The 15,034-nt window shown below is 60.6% G+C and carries 15 protein-coding genes and 1 tRNA gene; 7 read left to right on the top strand and 9 right to left on the bottom strand.

The window, feature by feature from the left end; all coding sequences use genetic code 11:
• Window positions 1–391 precede the first annotated feature (391 nt).
• Window positions 392–1,570: a M24 family metallopeptidase gene (locus CFBP4996_RS01325; protein ID WP_080853248.1), complete on the top strand. Its 1,179-nt coding sequence runs from the start codon at window positions 392–394 to the stop codon at window positions 1,568–1,570.
• 85 nt (window positions 1,571–1,655) lie between these two features.
• Here CFBP4996_RS01325 and CFBP4996_RS01320 read toward each other — a convergent pair whose 3' ends face one another.
• The 8 genes from CFBP4996_RS01320 to pxpB all read right to left on the bottom strand — a co-directional run bounded on the left by CFBP4996_RS01320 (window position 1,656) and on the right by pxpB (window position 8,551).
• Window positions 1,656–2,069, bottom strand: coding sequence for a VOC family protein (locus CFBP4996_RS01320; RefSeq protein WP_004432652.1), 414 nt, complete (start codon window positions 2,067–2,069; stop codon window positions 1,656–1,658).
• A 47-nt stretch (window positions 2,070–2,116) separates the two neighbouring features.
• Window positions 2,117–3,283: a M24 family metallopeptidase gene (locus CFBP4996_RS01315; RefSeq protein WP_121490303.1), complete on the bottom strand. Its 1,167-nt coding sequence runs from the start codon at window positions 3,281–3,283 to the stop codon at window positions 2,117–2,119.
• A gap of 100 nt (window positions 3,284–3,383) precedes the next feature.
• Window positions 3,384–4,022 (bottom strand): GntR family transcriptional regulator, encoded by a 639-nt coding sequence (locus tag CFBP4996_RS01310; protein WP_035260012.1) that lies wholly within the window; start codon window positions 4,020–4,022, stop codon window positions 3,384–3,386.
• Between the two features lie 12 nt (window positions 4,023–4,034).
• Window positions 4,035–5,276 (bottom strand): Zn-dependent hydrolase, encoded by a 1,242-nt coding sequence (locus CFBP4996_RS01305; RefSeq protein ID WP_080852653.1) that lies wholly within the window; start codon window positions 5,274–5,276, stop codon window positions 4,035–4,037.
• On the bottom strand, window positions 5,273–6,220 hold the full coding sequence (locus CFBP4996_RS01300) for a hydroxyacid dehydrogenase (RefSeq protein ID WP_080852654.1): 948 nt from the start codon (window positions 6,218–6,220) through the stop codon (window positions 5,273–5,275). The genes CFBP4996_RS01305 and CFBP4996_RS01300 overlap by 4 nt, the downstream gene beginning before the upstream one ends.
• Window positions 6,217–6,861: a GntR family transcriptional regulator gene (locus CFBP4996_RS01295; RefSeq protein ID WP_004432638.1), complete on the bottom strand. Its 645-nt coding sequence runs from the start codon at window positions 6,859–6,861 to the stop codon at window positions 6,217–6,219. The genes CFBP4996_RS01300 and CFBP4996_RS01295 overlap by 4 nt, the downstream gene beginning before the upstream one ends.
• Window positions 6,858–7,829 carry a 5-oxoprolinase subunit C family protein gene (locus CFBP4996_RS01290; RefSeq protein ID WP_080852655.1) on the bottom strand — a complete coding sequence of 324 codons (972 nt, stop codon included), beginning with the start codon at window positions 7,827–7,829 and terminating at the stop codon, window positions 6,858–6,860. The genes CFBP4996_RS01295 and CFBP4996_RS01290 overlap by 4 nt, the downstream gene beginning before the upstream one ends.
• Window positions 7,826–8,551, bottom strand: a complete 726-nt coding sequence (gene pxpB / locus CFBP4996_RS01285) for a 5-oxoprolinase subunit PxpB (protein ID WP_080852656.1) — start codon at window positions 8,549–8,551, stop codon at window positions 7,826–7,828. Before pxpB ends, CFBP4996_RS01290 begins: the two co-directional genes overlap by 4 nt.
• A 174-nt stretch (window positions 8,552–8,725) precedes the next feature.
• Here pxpB and CFBP4996_RS01280 point away from each other — a divergent pair, with 174 nt between their 5' ends.
• The 6 genes from CFBP4996_RS01280 (at window position 8,726) to CFBP4996_RS01255 (ending at window position 14,662) form a co-directional block, all read left to right on the top strand.
• Window positions 8,726–9,499 carry a LamB/YcsF family protein gene (locus CFBP4996_RS01280; protein WP_080852657.1) on the top strand — a complete coding sequence of 258 codons (774 nt, stop codon included), beginning with the start codon at window positions 8,726–8,728 and terminating at the stop codon, window positions 9,497–9,499.
• A 15-nt stretch (window positions 9,500–9,514) separates the two neighbouring features.
• On the top strand, window positions 9,515–10,369 hold the full coding sequence (locus CFBP4996_RS01275; protein WP_080852658.1) for a D-amino-acid transaminase: 855 nt from the start codon (window positions 9,515–9,517) through the stop codon (window positions 10,367–10,369).
• Window positions 10,370–10,702: 333 nt separating this feature from the next.
• Entirely contained in the window at window positions 10,703–11,683 is a 981-nt protein-coding gene (locus CFBP4996_RS01270) for a TRAP transporter substrate-binding protein (RefSeq protein WP_080852659.1), read from the top strand.
• 82 nt (window positions 11,684–11,765) lie between these two features.
• On the top strand, window positions 11,766–12,299 hold the full coding sequence (locus CFBP4996_RS01265; protein ID WP_080852660.1) for a TRAP transporter small permease subunit: 534 nt from the start codon (window positions 11,766–11,768) through the stop codon (window positions 12,297–12,299).
• A gap of 3 nt (window positions 12,300–12,302) precedes the next feature.
• Complete coding sequence (locus tag CFBP4996_RS01260; protein ID WP_059760613.1) at window positions 12,303–13,604, top strand: TRAP transporter large permease; 1,302 nt, start codon at window positions 12,303–12,305, stop codon at window positions 13,602–13,604.
• Between the two features lie 131 nt (window positions 13,605–13,735).
• Complete coding sequence (locus tag CFBP4996_RS01255) at window positions 13,736–14,662, top strand: dihydrodipicolinate synthase family protein (RefSeq protein WP_080852661.1); 927 nt, start codon at window positions 13,736–13,738, stop codon at window positions 14,660–14,662.
• 173 nt (window positions 14,663–14,835) lie between these two features.
• Here CFBP4996_RS01255 and CFBP4996_RS01250 read toward each other — a convergent pair.
• Window positions 14,836–14,912 (bottom strand) — tRNA-His (locus CFBP4996_RS01250).
• Between the last annotated feature and the right edge of the window lie 122 nt (window positions 14,913–15,034).

The raw sequence follows: 15,034 nt of genomic DNA, 5'->3' as shown, positions 1-15,034 counted from the left end.
CGGTGAGACGGCGGCAAGCAGGCGATAGACCCGGATCGATACCGCTCGGTCGAAACAATTTATATTCAGTATACCAACGGAATTCAATAAAGATTTTCAAATATTTATAGCAAATATATTGAGCTAAACGGCGATAAATCGAGCAGCAAAATGCACAAAATTTCGTCATTTACCCCTCCCGCATCATTCGCTTGCACTGCCATCAATCACGGGATACGTTTGGTGTACCTAAAGATCCGACCCCGCAGTCTTTCGGTCGTAATCCGCAAATGCGGGCTTCTCCGGGAGGACCACGCATTGATGGAAATGCTATCCGAGTTTGCCGCAGGTCCCGGTGGATCGGCGCGCGAGGACTGCCCGGCAGAACAGCAGATTGAATGGAGTGGAACGCGTGATCCGGTATTTTGCGATCGAGGAATATGAAAGCCGCTGGCAGCGGGTTTTGCGGGAAATGCAGCGCCGTGGCTATGAAACTGCGGTGGTCTTCGGCCGGGGCGGCGGCACCACGGACAATTGCGGTGACATACTCTATCTTTCCAACCACTACGCCATCAGCGGCGGCATGGATTCCCTGATATGGACCGCCCGGTCCTTTTCCGGGATCATTCTACAGCAGGGCCAAGAGCCGCAGCTTCATATCGATGAGCCGGAAGTGCGCACCGATCTCGTCTCTATCCGCGATACGCATTGTTCCAGCCATCCTTTCCGAAGCGTGGCGAAAGCCCTAGTCGAAAGGGGCATCAAAGGGCGTGTCGCAATCGTCGGCACGCAGTTCATCCCCGTCAAATATTACCAGCAATTGCTTCAGGACGCTCCAGACATAGAGTGGGTAGCCGAGGACGATCTGATCCGCTCCGTCCGGCGCATCAAAAGCCTGAAGGAACTGGAGTGCTATCGCGTTGCCGGCGAAGGCGCGACGGCTGGCCTCAACAGGTTGATGGAAGGCCTGACCGGCGGCCTTTCCGAGCAGGAAGCGGCGGGAGAAGCGGCCCGTGAAGTGGTGCGGCGCGGCGGCCGGCTGCAGATGATCGGTTGCAACCATGGCGAAACGCTGGGTTTCGACCAGCGTTTTCCCCTGACCGGCTATAGCGCGGACACACCAAAGCCCGGCGACATCGTCACGGGCACCATCCATGCGGCATTTTTTCAGGGCTACTATCTCGACCCCGGCCGCACAGGCATATGCGGCAAACCGACAGCGGACCAGCGACGGCTGATCGAAGCTGCGGCCAATATCGTTCATCGTCTTTCCGACATGATGCGGCCGGGCGCGAAGCTCATCGATATTGCCGCCGAAGGCGACCGTCTGACGCAGGCCTTCGGCGGCTCGGTATCCGCCATCATGAAGAACTTCCCGTTTTATGGCCACAGCATCGGTCTCGGCTTCGAACAGCCGAGAATTTCAACCAGCATGTCGCAGCCTGAAGATATTGCCGAGGAAAACATGGTGTTCGGTATCGAATCCTTCCTTTCGCTCGACGGTGTCGGCGCGGCTTTTTATGAGGATATCATCATCGTCGGGCGCGACGGCAACGAGCTTCTGACCCGTTCGCCCAGCCACTGGTGGTAATGTTTCCGGCAAGGCGACCGCCGGTATGCGGGCACAGAGTCCATTGGGGGGGGCGACCAACAACAGCCGCCCTTGTTTTTTTATTTTAGTGGGCGAAAACGCCGTCGAAATCCTTGAAGCCTTTCACCTCGATCGGATTGCCGCTCGGATCGAAGAAGAACATGGTGCGCTGTTCTCCCGGCTCGCCTTCAAAGCGGACGACCGGTGGAATATCGAAGGCCACACCGGCATCTTCCAGACGCTTGGAAAGCGCGAACCAGTCATCGAGAGGCAGGACCACACCGAGATGCGGCATCATCACCATGTGATTGCCGACCTTGCCGGTCCGGGTAACCTCGAACGGTTTGCCCAGATGCATCGATATCTGGTGGCCGAAAAAGTCGAAATCCACCCAGGTATCGGTGGAACGGCCTTCCTCGCACCCGAGAACGCCGCCATAGAAGCGACGCGTTTCGTCGAGGTCGGTGACGTGATAGGCAAGGTGAAAAAGTGAACGCATTTCGGACTCCTTTCAATTTTTAAAGGGAAATGGCCGCTATCGGGCCATCAGCGGATGGTCAGTTCACGCGGCAGGCTGGAAAGAGGTTCGGCCCCCGTCTCTGTCACGATGACCGTTTCGGATGCGCCAACCGTCCACACGCCATAGCTGCGCAGGGTGGCTGGCAGGTGGAACACCATGCCGGGTTCGATTATCCTGTCGACGCCGGTAAACAGGCTCAACAGCGCGCCTTCGCCCCAGTCCGGCGCGAAAGCGGTTCCCATGGAATAACCGATGCGTTTGCGGAAGGCGGCATTGTAACCTGCCGCGTCGATCACACGTTGCGCGGCCTCATGGGGTTCGGCGCATGAAACACCGGGCCGAATGGCGGCCAGCGCCGCATCGAGAGCTTTCAACGCGCAATCCATCATTCGCCGGGCTTCGGCGGGCGGAGAACCGATCCACACGGTACGCATCAGCGCGGCGTGATAGCGCGCATGGCAGGCGGCGAGTTCCAGAAAAACCGCATCGCCATTCTCAAGCTTGCGGCGTCTCCAGGTCATGTGGGGCAAACCGCTGCGCGGCCCGGAAGATACGAGCGGTTCCATGGCCATGACTTCCGAGCCCGCCCTTGTGGCGGCGTCCAGCATGGCGGCGGCTATCGCGTTTTCGTCGGTTCCGGCGGCGCAGGCGGCAATACCGGCCGAAAGCCCCGCCTCGGTGTAACTCGCCGCCAGCCGAATGGCCTCCAGCTCGGCTGCGGACTTTATCGTCCGCAGCGGCGAAAGAATGGAGGAACCGTCCGGTATCGACGCAACACCCATCTGCTCCGCGATTTTTGCGGCAAGTACCGGAGAAACAAACCAGCCGTCCAATTCTATGGCCGGCCGCTCGATATGCCGCTTTTTCAAGAGATCGACCAGGGCCACCGCCGGGTTTCCGCCATCCTGATAGGCGACGACGTCGTCCAGCCAGGTATTGGCGATCGATCCTGCCAGTTCAAGCTGCCGGACGAGAAGCGTCGGCGGACCATTCACCGGCATGATCAGCGCCTGGAAAGCAAAATATCCGGCCGTCTGCCGCCCGGTCAGCCAGTAGATGTTTTCAGGACCGGTGACGACGAGCGCTTCATGACCCGCATTGCGGATAGCGGCGCGCGCACGATCTTGCCTCGCGGCGAACTCCTCCCTGGGGAAAGAGGCGTCACACCCCTGCAAATCGGCGAATTCCTGCATGAAACTGTCCATATCGTCGTGCTCGGCTTTTGCATGAGAAGCCGGCAAAAGCGTCTCAAGACCGGAATGAAGAAAGAAAAAGCGCTGGCGGCTGCCGGTTTCAGGGGCGGCTCAGCCACCCCAGAAAACGGCTTTTCACGCTTTCGAAATGCGCCTCCATGGCGGCGGAAGCCCTCTGCGGATCCTGCGCCTCGATGGCGTCGATAACCGCAATATGTTCGCGTGCCTGCTCGGCAAAACGGTCATGCGTGCGTGTGATGGTGCAACGTCGGGCGATACTGCGCATTTCGGTTAGCATGGCAGGCAAAAGCTCAAGCCCGGCGGCAGCGGCCACGGCCTCGTGAAACTGGTCGTCGTCCAGCCAGAACTGATCGAAGGCCACGTTCCTGCCATCCGCATAAGCCTGCATGATTTGCCGCGAATGTTCGAGCGCCTCGGGAAAGGGACGCTCAGCGGCGCGTGCCGCCGCAGCGCTCTCCAGCAAGCGCCGTATCTGCACGATTTCCAGCAACTGCTCCACCGTGACGGGCCGAACCATCAATGCGCCATTGGCCAGCCGCGAAATCACGCCCTCTTTTTCAAGCCGGGAGATTGCCGCCCTCAACGGCGTGCGGGAAATGCCGGATTCAAGCGCCAGGGCTCTCTCCGTCAAAACGTCACCGGCTTTGAACTTGCCCTCCAGAATGCGTTGTTTGACATCCGTATAGGCCTGCTGGGTCAAAGTTTCCTTTTCGCTCATGTTCTCTCCCCTTTACCGAGCCGACCAGGTCTGTTGCAGAATATCAACGGCATGCGCCAGATCGGCCGGATCCATGGCCTCATCCGGGTTATGGCTGCCGTTCCAGTTCCGCAGAAAGACCATCACCGATTCCCATCCCGCCTGGGCAAATGCCGCCGCATCATGCCCGCCGCCCGATAACATCTGCCGGGGCGAGATGCCGGTCCGTTCGGCCGCAACGACTATCTGCCGGCCAAGCGCGGAGGACAGACGGGTGGGCTTGCTGCGGGACTGAACGCCGGTGACGACGCGCACACCCCTTCGTTTTTCGATCTTCTCAATTTCCTGTCGGAAAATGCCATCCACCCGGTCCAGCACCGCATCGTCGGCGCTGCGGATATCGATGCAGAAATCCACCCGGCCCGGAACCTTGGCGAAAGCATGTTCACTGCTTGCCGCATCCACCCGGCCGAAGGTAACGGCAAGATCGTGCCCTTCCGCCAGAATTCCTTCCCAAGCCCTGTCCATGGAGACGATGAGATCCGCAAGGGCAAAAACGGCATCCGAGCGGGCATCACGCGGCGCGCCGCCGGAATGGGCCCACACCCCTTCAATCCGCGCTTCACGGTAACGCAGGCCGCCGCGCACGCCATCGACGACGCCGAAAGCCTCACCGGCATTGTCAAGCACCGGCCCCTGCTCGATATGTAATTCCACGAAACGCGCCGGCGGCAATCCCGGCCCGCGCAGGACGGCGTCCGGGTCGCCCCCAAGTTCCTTCATGTGCTCGGCGAGTGTTCTGCCGCTGTCGGCGCGACGCGCCTGCATTTCCGGCGCCGTGAGCCGGCCAAGCGCCGCACGCGACCCGATATAGGAGACTGGAAACCAGACGCTCTCCTCCGCTCTCGTCACCGTCACGACAATATCTGCCGGCGGGGCCTGCCCGCTTTTCACGAATGCGGTGACGAGTGCCATGGCGCCCACCACACCCGCCGTGCCATCATAGGCGCCGCCCATCGGCACCGTATCGAGATGCGAGCCGATATAGAGCGGGGTGGCCTGCCGGTCTCTGCCGGGCAACCGGGCAAACAGGTTCAGTGCGGCATCCCGCGTAACAGTGAGGCCAAGGGCTTCACATTCTTCGGCAATCACCTGATGCGCTTCGCTTTCCAGCGCACTGTAGGAAGGCCGGGTAAAACCGGGGCCTTCCGCTGAAATGGCATTGATGCGGTCCAGCAGACGGTTGACCGTCTCTGCGATCACGGCTTGCGTCATGCCATTATCTCCTGCGGCGCGTTGAGCGCGGTGACCGGGCGTTCGCCCGCAAGCGCCGTCAAAACATGCCTTGCAGAGCCGAGAGCCACGCGGCGAAGCGCTTCCAGCGTCGTGCCGCCGAGATGCGGTGTGAAAATCACCCGGCCGCCGGCGGCCAGAGGTCCGGTCGGCGCGCCAGATGAATAAACATCCAGCCCGGCTGCGGCTATACGGCCGGTTTCGATGGCGCGGGCAAGGGCCGCCTCATCCACCAGTCCCGCCCGTGCCGTGTTGATAAGTATCGCGCCCGGTTTCACCGCTGAAATGGCCTGCTCTCCGAACAGGCCGCGTGTTTCCGCACGGAGCGGCGTATGCAGGGAAATCAGATCGGCCTGCCTCAGCCCGTCTTCAAGACTGTCAGCCCGTTCGAAGCCATCGAGATCGGCCACCCGCGGCGAATAGACCAGCACCCGCATATCCAGAGCGGCCTTCAGCATCCGGCCGAGCCCGGCGCCAATCGCCCCCCAGCCGACGATAAGGGCGGTCTTGCCGGACAATTCGGAAAAACTCTCCGTCTCGCGAAAGCCATGGACCCCGGCCCTTTCGCTGCGGTCGGCAGCGGGAATACGTCTTGCGGCGGCCAGTGCCAGACCGAGCGCCAGCTCGGAAACCGAGCGGGCATTGGCGCCGGGGGTGTTGCAGACCAGAACGCCCTTCGCCGTCGCCGCTTCCTTGTCGACAGCATCATGGCCCGTGCCGTGAACGGCGATGACCCGCAGCCTGTCGCCAGCCTCGATGGCCGATGCGGACAAGCCCGCATCGCGCGTGATGACGGCATCGCAACCCTTGATCATTGCGGCCACGGTCGCCATGTCCGGTTTTGGACACAAAACCGGTTCAACTCCCGCCTCACGCAGAAGGGCGAGGCCGTCGGCATGAATAGGCTGGACAATAAGGCATTTCATGCGTCCCTGTTCCTTTCGGGAAATTGTTCCAGTTTTTCAAGAATGGCGTCGCGGGCGTGAACGATATGGCGGGCCATGAGCGAGCCTGCCCGTTCACCGTCGCCGGCGCGCAGGGCGGCAATCATCTCCAGATGTTCGTCGCAGCTTTTCAGAAAACGATCCGGCACCTGGGCATGGTCGAACATGCAGGTACGGCGGCGCAAATCCTCGATCGTGCTCACCATCATCTCACTGCCCGTGGAAAGGGCAAGCGTCCGGTGGAAAGCATCGTCCACGCGGCGCTGCTCGTCGTCCTCGCCGGGGCCATGCTGTTGCAAATGCCGTATCCGGGCTTCCAGCTCGCCAAGCTCCGGCCGGGCCATCGCCGCCTGTCTGGCGCAATGGGTCTCCAGCACCTGACGAAGGAAGAAAATCTCCTCGACCTCTTCCGCCTTCAGCCGGCGGATCTTGAGAAACCGTCCTTCCTGCGTGGCAAGACCCTCGGCCTCGATCCGCTTGATCGCCTCACGCACGGGCGTCCGGGACATGTCCAGCAGATCACCCAGTTTCGCTTCCTGCAAAGCGTCACCCGGCGTCAGCGCACCGGACAGGATCATTTCGATGATCTTCCCATAAGCCTGCTTGGCGAGCGGCTGATTCATGATGGCTTACCTCCTGAAACATCATCCGTTTCCGGCTTTTCTACCAGATTTGCCAGGCGTTCGCGCAAGGCCGTGCGTTCCGCAATCAGAAGCTCTTCGGCTTTTTCCCGTGAAATGGCCGCAAAAGAGACATGTCGGCCGCTCGGAACCTGCGCAAGCCGGGGCAGATCGACGGTGGCGACCGTTGCGATTTTCGGATAGCCGCCCGTCGTCTGGCGTTCCGCCATCAGCACGATGGGCCGTCCCGACGCCGGGACCTGTATCGATCCCGCGCAGGTTCCGTCGGAGACGATATCGTGCCCGCCTTCGGCATGAACGGCGTGTCCGTCCAGCATCTGCGCCATGCGATCCCGGGCGGGCGAAACGATGAAGGAGGCTTTCAGGAAAGCCCGCTGGGTTTCGGCAGAGAAATAGTCGTCCTGTGGGCCGGGAACAATACGGACGGGACCGCCGGACCGCCGCCAGAGTTGCCGGAGCGCCAGATTGACGCCGGGATTATCCCGGCCGAGCGGCAGGCGGTCACCCGCCTGCAAACGACGCCCTTCGTAACCGCCGAGACCCGTTCGCACATGGGTGGCACGCGAACCGAGCACAGGCACGGTATCCACGCCGCCGGAAACGGCGAGATAACCCCAGACGCAATCGCGCAGGGCGCCGATCGAAAGCACCTCATCGGGCAAAAGAGTATAGCTCTCCCAGGGCGACAGCTTTCGTTTACCGAGGCGGATATCGACGGCGCCTCCGGTCACGGCGATGCGTGCCGGCCGCAAAACGGAGAAGCTGCCCCCGGTGCCGCCAAATTCTATTGCCGCGCTGTTTTCGACATTGCCGACCAGCGCGTTCGCAATACGAAAAGAAGGCATATCCATCGGGCCTGAACCCGAAACACCGGCATGGCTCAATTCCCTGCGGCCGAGATCCTGAACGGTGGCCATCGGCCCTATCTGCTGGATGACTAGAAAACTCATGAAAGCTGCGCCTCCATGACGGGCTGGCCGGCGGCGACCGCCCGGTCAAGCTCTGCGGCCTCGTCTTCGCTCACCGGCCGAAAACGGACCCGGTCTCCCGCCTGCAACAGAAACGGCTCCGGACGATACGGGTCGAAAAGCCGAAGCGGCGTGCGGCCGATGAAGCGCCATCCGCTTGGTCCCGGCACGGAATTGATGCTTGCCTGCTTGCCGCCGATTCCAATCGCACTTGCCTCGATCCGCTGGCGCGGCGTGGCAAGACGCGGCGTATGCAATTGTTCTGGCAGGCCGCCGAGATAGGCAAAACCCGGCGCGAAACCGATCATATAGACACGATATTCAGCGGATGCGTGCAGCTCGATCAGGGCGGCAGGCGTCATTTCCTTCATGTCCGCCAGTTCCTCGAGATCAAGCCCGACCGATCCGCCATAAACCACAGGAACATCGAAGCGTCTGGCCGGAACGCTGTTCACCGTCAGCGCCATCAGGCGCCGGTGCAACTCCCGGTCAAGCGCATGGCCGCGAATGACGGATGGGTCATAGATGACCATGAGGGACCGGTAGGTCGGCACCAGTTCCTCGATGCCCTCCACGGGCGTTGCAGCGAGATTTGCCGCAAGCGCGATGATGCGCTCGCTCACCGTTTCATCGATGGTATCGGCGAGTTCAACGGACAGAGCGCTGTCACCACAAGCAAGAATGCGCGGAAATTTGCCGCCCATCGATTACACTCCCTCACGTCCACGCATGCGAATTCGATTCTCCCGCTAATCCTTCCTTGCTATTTCAGTATACCAATTGTATGTCAATGAAAAGATGCAATGAATGCGTGCTGCCTGATATCACGCGTATGAACTGGACGAGGCCGGGCAATATCTCGCCCGGAAAGAGGGGCTATGGCGACGATCGATCTGAACTGCGACATGGGAGAAAGCTTCGGGGCCTGGACCATGGGCGAAGACGAAGCGATGATGGAGCTGATTACCACGGCAAACATCGCCTGCGGCTTTCATGCCGGCGATCCGGTTGTCATGCGCGACACTATCCTCGCCGCCAAGGCAAGGGGCATCGCGGTTGGCGCCCACCCGTCTTTCATGGATATTTACGGCTTCGGCCGCCGCCGTATATCCGGCGAACGCCCCGAGGATGTGGAGGCCCAGCTGATCTACCAGATCGCCGCAATGCAGGGCATGGCGGCTGCGCTTTCCTGGCCCATCACCCATGTCAAAACCCATGGGGCGCTGGGCAACATGGCTGCCGTCGATCAAGATCTCGCGCAGGTCTGCATCCGGGCCATCAAGGCGGTGGATCCGTCGCTGGTCTTCATTACGCTGCCCTATTCGGAAACCATGAAGGCCGCCGAAAAAGTGGGGCTGCGCGTTGCCTGCGAAGTCTATGCCGACCGCACCTATGACGATGCGGGAATGCTCACCTCCCGGCAGATGCAGGGTGCAGTGATCCACGATCCCAACCAGAGTGTGGATCAGGTTCTGTCCATGGTCTGCGACGGCGTAATCCCGACAACGGGCGGGAAAAAACTACCGGTGGAAGCCGCCACCATCTGCGTTCACGGCGATACGCGCGGCGCCGTGGATATGGCGCGCGCCCTTCGTTCATCGCTCGCCCGACACGGGCTGCAATTTGCTCCTTTCGCCACACCAAACACCTGATCCGGGGACGTTCCATTGACACGCATTGTATATCTGAACGGCGACTGGCTTGCCGAAGCCGACGCCAAGGTTTCCGTTTTCGACCGCGGCTTTCTGTTCGCGGACGCCATTTATGAAGTCACCGCCGTGATCGGCGGGAAGCTGATCGATTATGCCGGCCACAGCGCCCGCCTTCAGCGCTCGCTCGCCGAACTCGGCTTGACCTGCCCGCTCGAAGCGGAGGAACTTCTGGCCGTTCACCGTGAAATCGTGCGCCTCAACCACATGGACGAAGGCCTGATCTATCTGCAGATCTCCCGCGGTGTGGCGGATCGCGATTTCGCTTTTCCCGCCAATGCCACGCCGACGATAACCCTGTTCACCCAGGCAAAACCCGTGCTGGACAATCCGCGCACGGAAACCGGCATTGCCATCGCCACCATGCCGGACTGGCGCTGGGAGCGGCGCGACATCAAGACGGTACAGCTTCTCTACCCCTCAATGGCCAAGATGGAAGCGCTGAAACGCGGCGCGGACGATGCATGGCTGGTGGAGGATGGTTTCGTGACCGAAGGCAGCGCCGCCAATGCGCATATCGTCAAAAAGGACGGCACGCTGGTCACGCGCGAACTTTCCAACGCACTTCTGCACGGCATCACCCGCGGAAGCATTCTCGATCTTGCGCAGGGCGCCGGAATTGCCGTCGAACAGCGCGCCTTTACGGTGGACGAGGCAAAGGACGCAGCCGAAGCCTTCATCACATCGGCGACAAATTTTGCCATGCCGGTCGTCAAGATCGACGAAGCCGTCATCGGTGACGGCAAGCCCGGCCCGGTCTCGAAGACACTGCGCGAGCTTTACATAAAAACCCGCCTCGCATCGGCGATCTGATTTTCAGCCCGCATTCAGCGAGCCGCCGCACCCCCGGCGGCTCCGCGCACTTGGCCCCCTATTCGGCACACAGCGGCAACCCCTTGCCTGCCGATCCGCTCCTTTTCGATAATTTCCCTGAAATGCAATCCACTGACGCCAGCACCGCAAAGGCTGGTGGGCAAGGGAATCCGCTCGAAATCGAACAAAGATTAATCACCTTATTGCGCCGCTCAAAAAACGCCCATATAGTCCCCTTCATTCGGAGTACGTGCTGTATACCGAAAATAATCGCGCCGTCCTGTCGCCAAGGGACAGGGCGAGCCGGAAACAATAAGTGAGGGGATCACAACCATGAAAAACGCAATTCTCGCCGGGCTGGCTTTGACGATTGCCGGCTTTGCAACCTCCGCGACCGCCGAAACGGCCTGGGACATGTCGGTCGTTTGGCCGGAAGGTAATTTTCACACCAAGAACGCGGTAAAATTCGCTGAAACCGTAAAGACCGTCACGAATGGCGAGGTCGCCATCACCGTGCATTCCGGCGGGTCACTTGGCATCAAGGGCCCGGAAGGCATGACCGCCGTGCGCGACGGCATCGTTCCCATCGCCGATATTCTGATGAGCCAGCAGGTGGGTGAAGCGCCGGTACTGGGTGTCGAGACGCTGCCATATCTGGCCCCGACGATGCCTGACCTTGCGCTGCTGCACAAATTCTTCCGCCCCAAGATCGAGGAAGTCGCAACCTCGATGAACCAGAAGCTGCTTTACATGGTGCCGTGGCCGGGACAGGCCGTCTATGCGCCGAAACCGATCGAAAAAATTGAAGACGTCAACGGCCTCAAGATCCGCGTCGTCGATGCGAACGGTCATAATTTCTTCCACGCCCTTGGCGCTCTTCCCGTTCAGATGCCATGGGGCGAAGTCGTGCCGTCGCTTGCCGCAGGCACCATCAACGGTGTCACGACCTCCTCTTCGTCCGGTGTCGACGGCGCTTTCTGGGAGTTCATGAAAAACATGAGCACCTTCAACTGGCAGGCATCTTCCAACATCGTCACCGTCAATCTCGATGCCTGGAATGCCCTGTCGCCTGAAAATCAGGCGGCGATCGAACAGGCATCGAAGAAACTCGAAGGCGAATTCTGGCTGGTCAGCCGGGCCGAGGACGAAACCAAGCTCGCCACCCTGAAGGAAAAGGGCATTAACGTCACCTCGCCTTCTCCCGAACTCAAGGCCGCCCTCATCGAGCGCGCCAAGCCGTTGTGGGACGATTTTCTCAAGCGCGTGCCCGATGCCGCGCCCTATGTCGAAGCCTATCTGAAGGCGCGTAACTGACTTTCTCCCGTCGGAAATGAAAGGGCAGCCGGCAATCCCGGCCGGCTTGTCCGCCTCCTTCTGCGCACTCCGGAGAAACATCATGAGAAATCCAGCCAGTCCAGCATTCGCTGCCATCATAACGCCGATCGACCGGTTGACGGAGGCTGCAAACCTGCTCGCAGCCCTGTCTCTCCTCGGCATTTTCATTCTCATCGCCTGCGAAATCCTTCTCAGAAACCTTGCCGGCTACTCCCTGCCATTCGCCTGGGATGTCGCCGCTTACCTGATGGCCACGAGCTTCATGCTCGCCGGCGCCAGCGCGCTGAAATCCGGTTCGCATGTCCGCGTCACCGCAATAGGCGAGACGCTTTCTTCAACCGGCGCAAGGCGGCTGGATATGGTGGCGTGCCTTGTCGGCCTTGTTATCTGCATTGCGCTTTCGGTCGCATTGACGGACATGGCCATCCTGTCCGCGCTGCGCGGTTCAACCTCCTCGTCGGTCATCCGCATTCCGCTCGTCTATCCGCAGAGCGCGCTCGCAATCGGCGCGATCATCCTGAATTTGCAGATGCTGGCGCAGTTCCTGCGGCTTCTTCGCGGCGAAACACTTTCAACCGGCCCGGGACTGGAATAAATCATGGGAAAGATCACCTTCAGCCTGCTCGGCCTGATGACGCTCATTCTGGGTACGGGGGTCTGGATCGGCCTTGGCCTCGTCGGCACGGGGGCGGCGCTGGCCGCACTCTATCGCCCCGCTTTGCCGCTTTTCAAGCTGCTGGCCCAGCAAACCTGGAACACGCTGGTTTCGCCGGAAATGCTGGCCCTGCCGCTCTTCATCTTCATGGCGGAAATCCTGTTCCGAACGAAGATTTCAGAGGCGCTTTTCTCCGGTCTCGCCCCCTGGCTTCGGCATGTGCCCGGCCGGCTTGCCCATATCACCGTTCTCGGCTGCACGCTCTTTGCCTCCGTCTGCGGCTCATCCGCGGCCACCACGGCAACGGTCGGGCGCATCACCGCAAAGGAGCTTATTTCGCGCGGTTATAACCGCGACCTCATCACCGGCAGCCTTGCGGGGGCGGGAACGTTGGGCTTTCTCATCCCGCCATCGACGATCATGATCATCTATGGGGTCATGGCGGAGGAATCTATCCTGAAGCTGTTCATGGCGGGCATCCTGCCGGGCCTGCTGATGGCCGCATCCTATATGGGCTATATCGGCATTCGGGCGCTGATGAACCCGGCCCTTGTCGGGGAGGCCCTCGCGCCCACCACCTTCATCGAAAAGCTGGTGGCGTTGAAGGATCTGGGACCGTTGCTGCTGCTCATCATCGGCGTGGTCGGCTCGATGTATGGCGGGATCGCGTCACCGACGGAAGCAGCCGCAGTCGGCGTCGGCGGCGCAATCCTTATCGGCGCGTTTCAGAAGACGCTGAACCTTTCGAACCTCATGCAGGCGGCGAAACAGGCGGCCGATTCCTGCGCCATGATCGGCCTCATCATGGTCGGCGCGATGTTCCTGTCGACCGTCATCGGTTATCTCGGCATGCCGCGCTATATCGCCGGCATCATCGAGGGCTGGGGCCTTTCGCCATTCATGCTCATCATCGTGCTCCTGATCTTCTACATCATCCTCGGCACGGTGATGGAAGGGCTGGGCTGCATCGTCATGACGCTGCCGATCACCCTGCCGCTGGTCATGGCGGCCGGTTACAGCAAGGTCTGGTTCGGCATATTCATCGTCATCGTGGTGGAGATGGCGCAGGTCTCGCCGCCCGTCGGTTTCAACCTCACCGTCATCCAGCGCCTGACCGGTGACAGCATGGCCCGCATTACCCGGGCGACCATGCCGTTCTTCTTCATCATGTGCGCTTTTGTCCTGCTCATCGCCGTCTTCCCGGAAATCGTTTCGATCGTTCCGGACATGCTGGCGAATAATTGACGCAAACGGCTTGCCGGCCAAAGCGCTCCCATGCGCAGGGCCGGCATCCCCCAGACCCGACTCCGCTGCGGTCAATTCCACGGGTTGGAACAGAACCCTTGCAACACAGGCGGCTCAAATAGGAACATGTCATGTCGCTCATAAATTCCAGTACCAAGGGTGTGTTCGTCATTGCCTGCACACCGTTTGCCGAAGACGGTTCGCTCGATGGCGAAAGCATCGGCCGCATGGTCGACTTCTATTATGAAAAAGGCGCGGACGGGCTGACGATCCTCGGCATGATGGGGGAAGCACCCAAGCTCACCCAGGCGGAATCGATCGAAGTCACGAAGCTGACGCTGAAGCGTTCCGAAGGAAAACCCGTGGTGGTTGGCGTCTCCGCACCCGGCCTTGCCGCCATCGGCGAACTGACCAAGGCAGCCATGGATCTGGGTGCCGCCGGCGTCATGGTCGCTCCGCCACCCGCGCTGCGGACCGATGAGCAGATCGTCGTCTATTATCGCAACGTCGTCGAGACTGTCGGCGCCGACGTGCCTGTGGTGCTGCAGGACTTCCCGCTCTCCACCGGCGTTCAGATAAGCGCAAAAACCCTGGGCGTCATCTTCGAGGCCCATCCCAGCATCGTCATGCTCAAGCATGAGGATTGGCCGGGCCTGCAAAAGATCACCGACCTGCGCGAAGCGGAGGCCAAAGGCCGTCGCCGCACCTCCATCCTGTGCGGCAATGCCGGTGTTTTCCTGACCGAGGAAATGCAGCGCGGCGCCGATGGCGCCATGACCGGTTTCGCCTATCCGGAAATGATGGTGGATGTCGTCCGTCTCAGCAATGAGGGCAGATACGAGGCAGCGCAGGACTTGTTCGATGCCTATCTACCGCTGATGCGCTATGAACAGCAGCCCGGTCTCGGCCTTGCCGTGCGAAAACATGTTCTGGCAAAACGCGGCGCCATCGCCAGCGCGACCCAGCGCCGCCCAGGCGCACCGCTGAGCGCGCTCGCCGTGAAGGAAGTCGAGACGCTGATCGAACGCCAGATGCGCCGATTGGACTTGTTGCGTTGACAGAGATGAATTCAGTACCGTTGTGACGGACTCGATCAGCGAGGCAATGCGGGAACGGCATTTCTGCTCGCTTCGCGATGAGCCCAACGAAGCTCATGGACAACAGATATATAGGGAAAACTCCCCTCTCCCGGTAAGTCACTGTGACATATAGACTTATCGGGAGAGGGGAATGGTACGGTTGAGTGGGGTCGAACCACCGACCTCAGGTGCCACAAACCTGCGCTCTAACCAACTGAGCTACAACCGCACATGAAACGCCGAAGCGGCGTCACGGGGGGTGACATAAAAGGTGTTTTCCCCATTTGCAAGTGCCTCTTCGAATTTTGCGAAAAAAGGCTGAGAAAGGCAAGTGCTTTTCAATGGGCCGGG

This window comes from Agrobacterium leguminum, assembly GCF_005144435.2.
Lineage (GTDB): Bacteria > Pseudomonadota > Alphaproteobacteria > Rhizobiales > Rhizobiaceae > Agrobacterium > Agrobacterium leguminum.
This window is presented reverse-complemented; position numbering and strand designations above follow the sequence as displayed.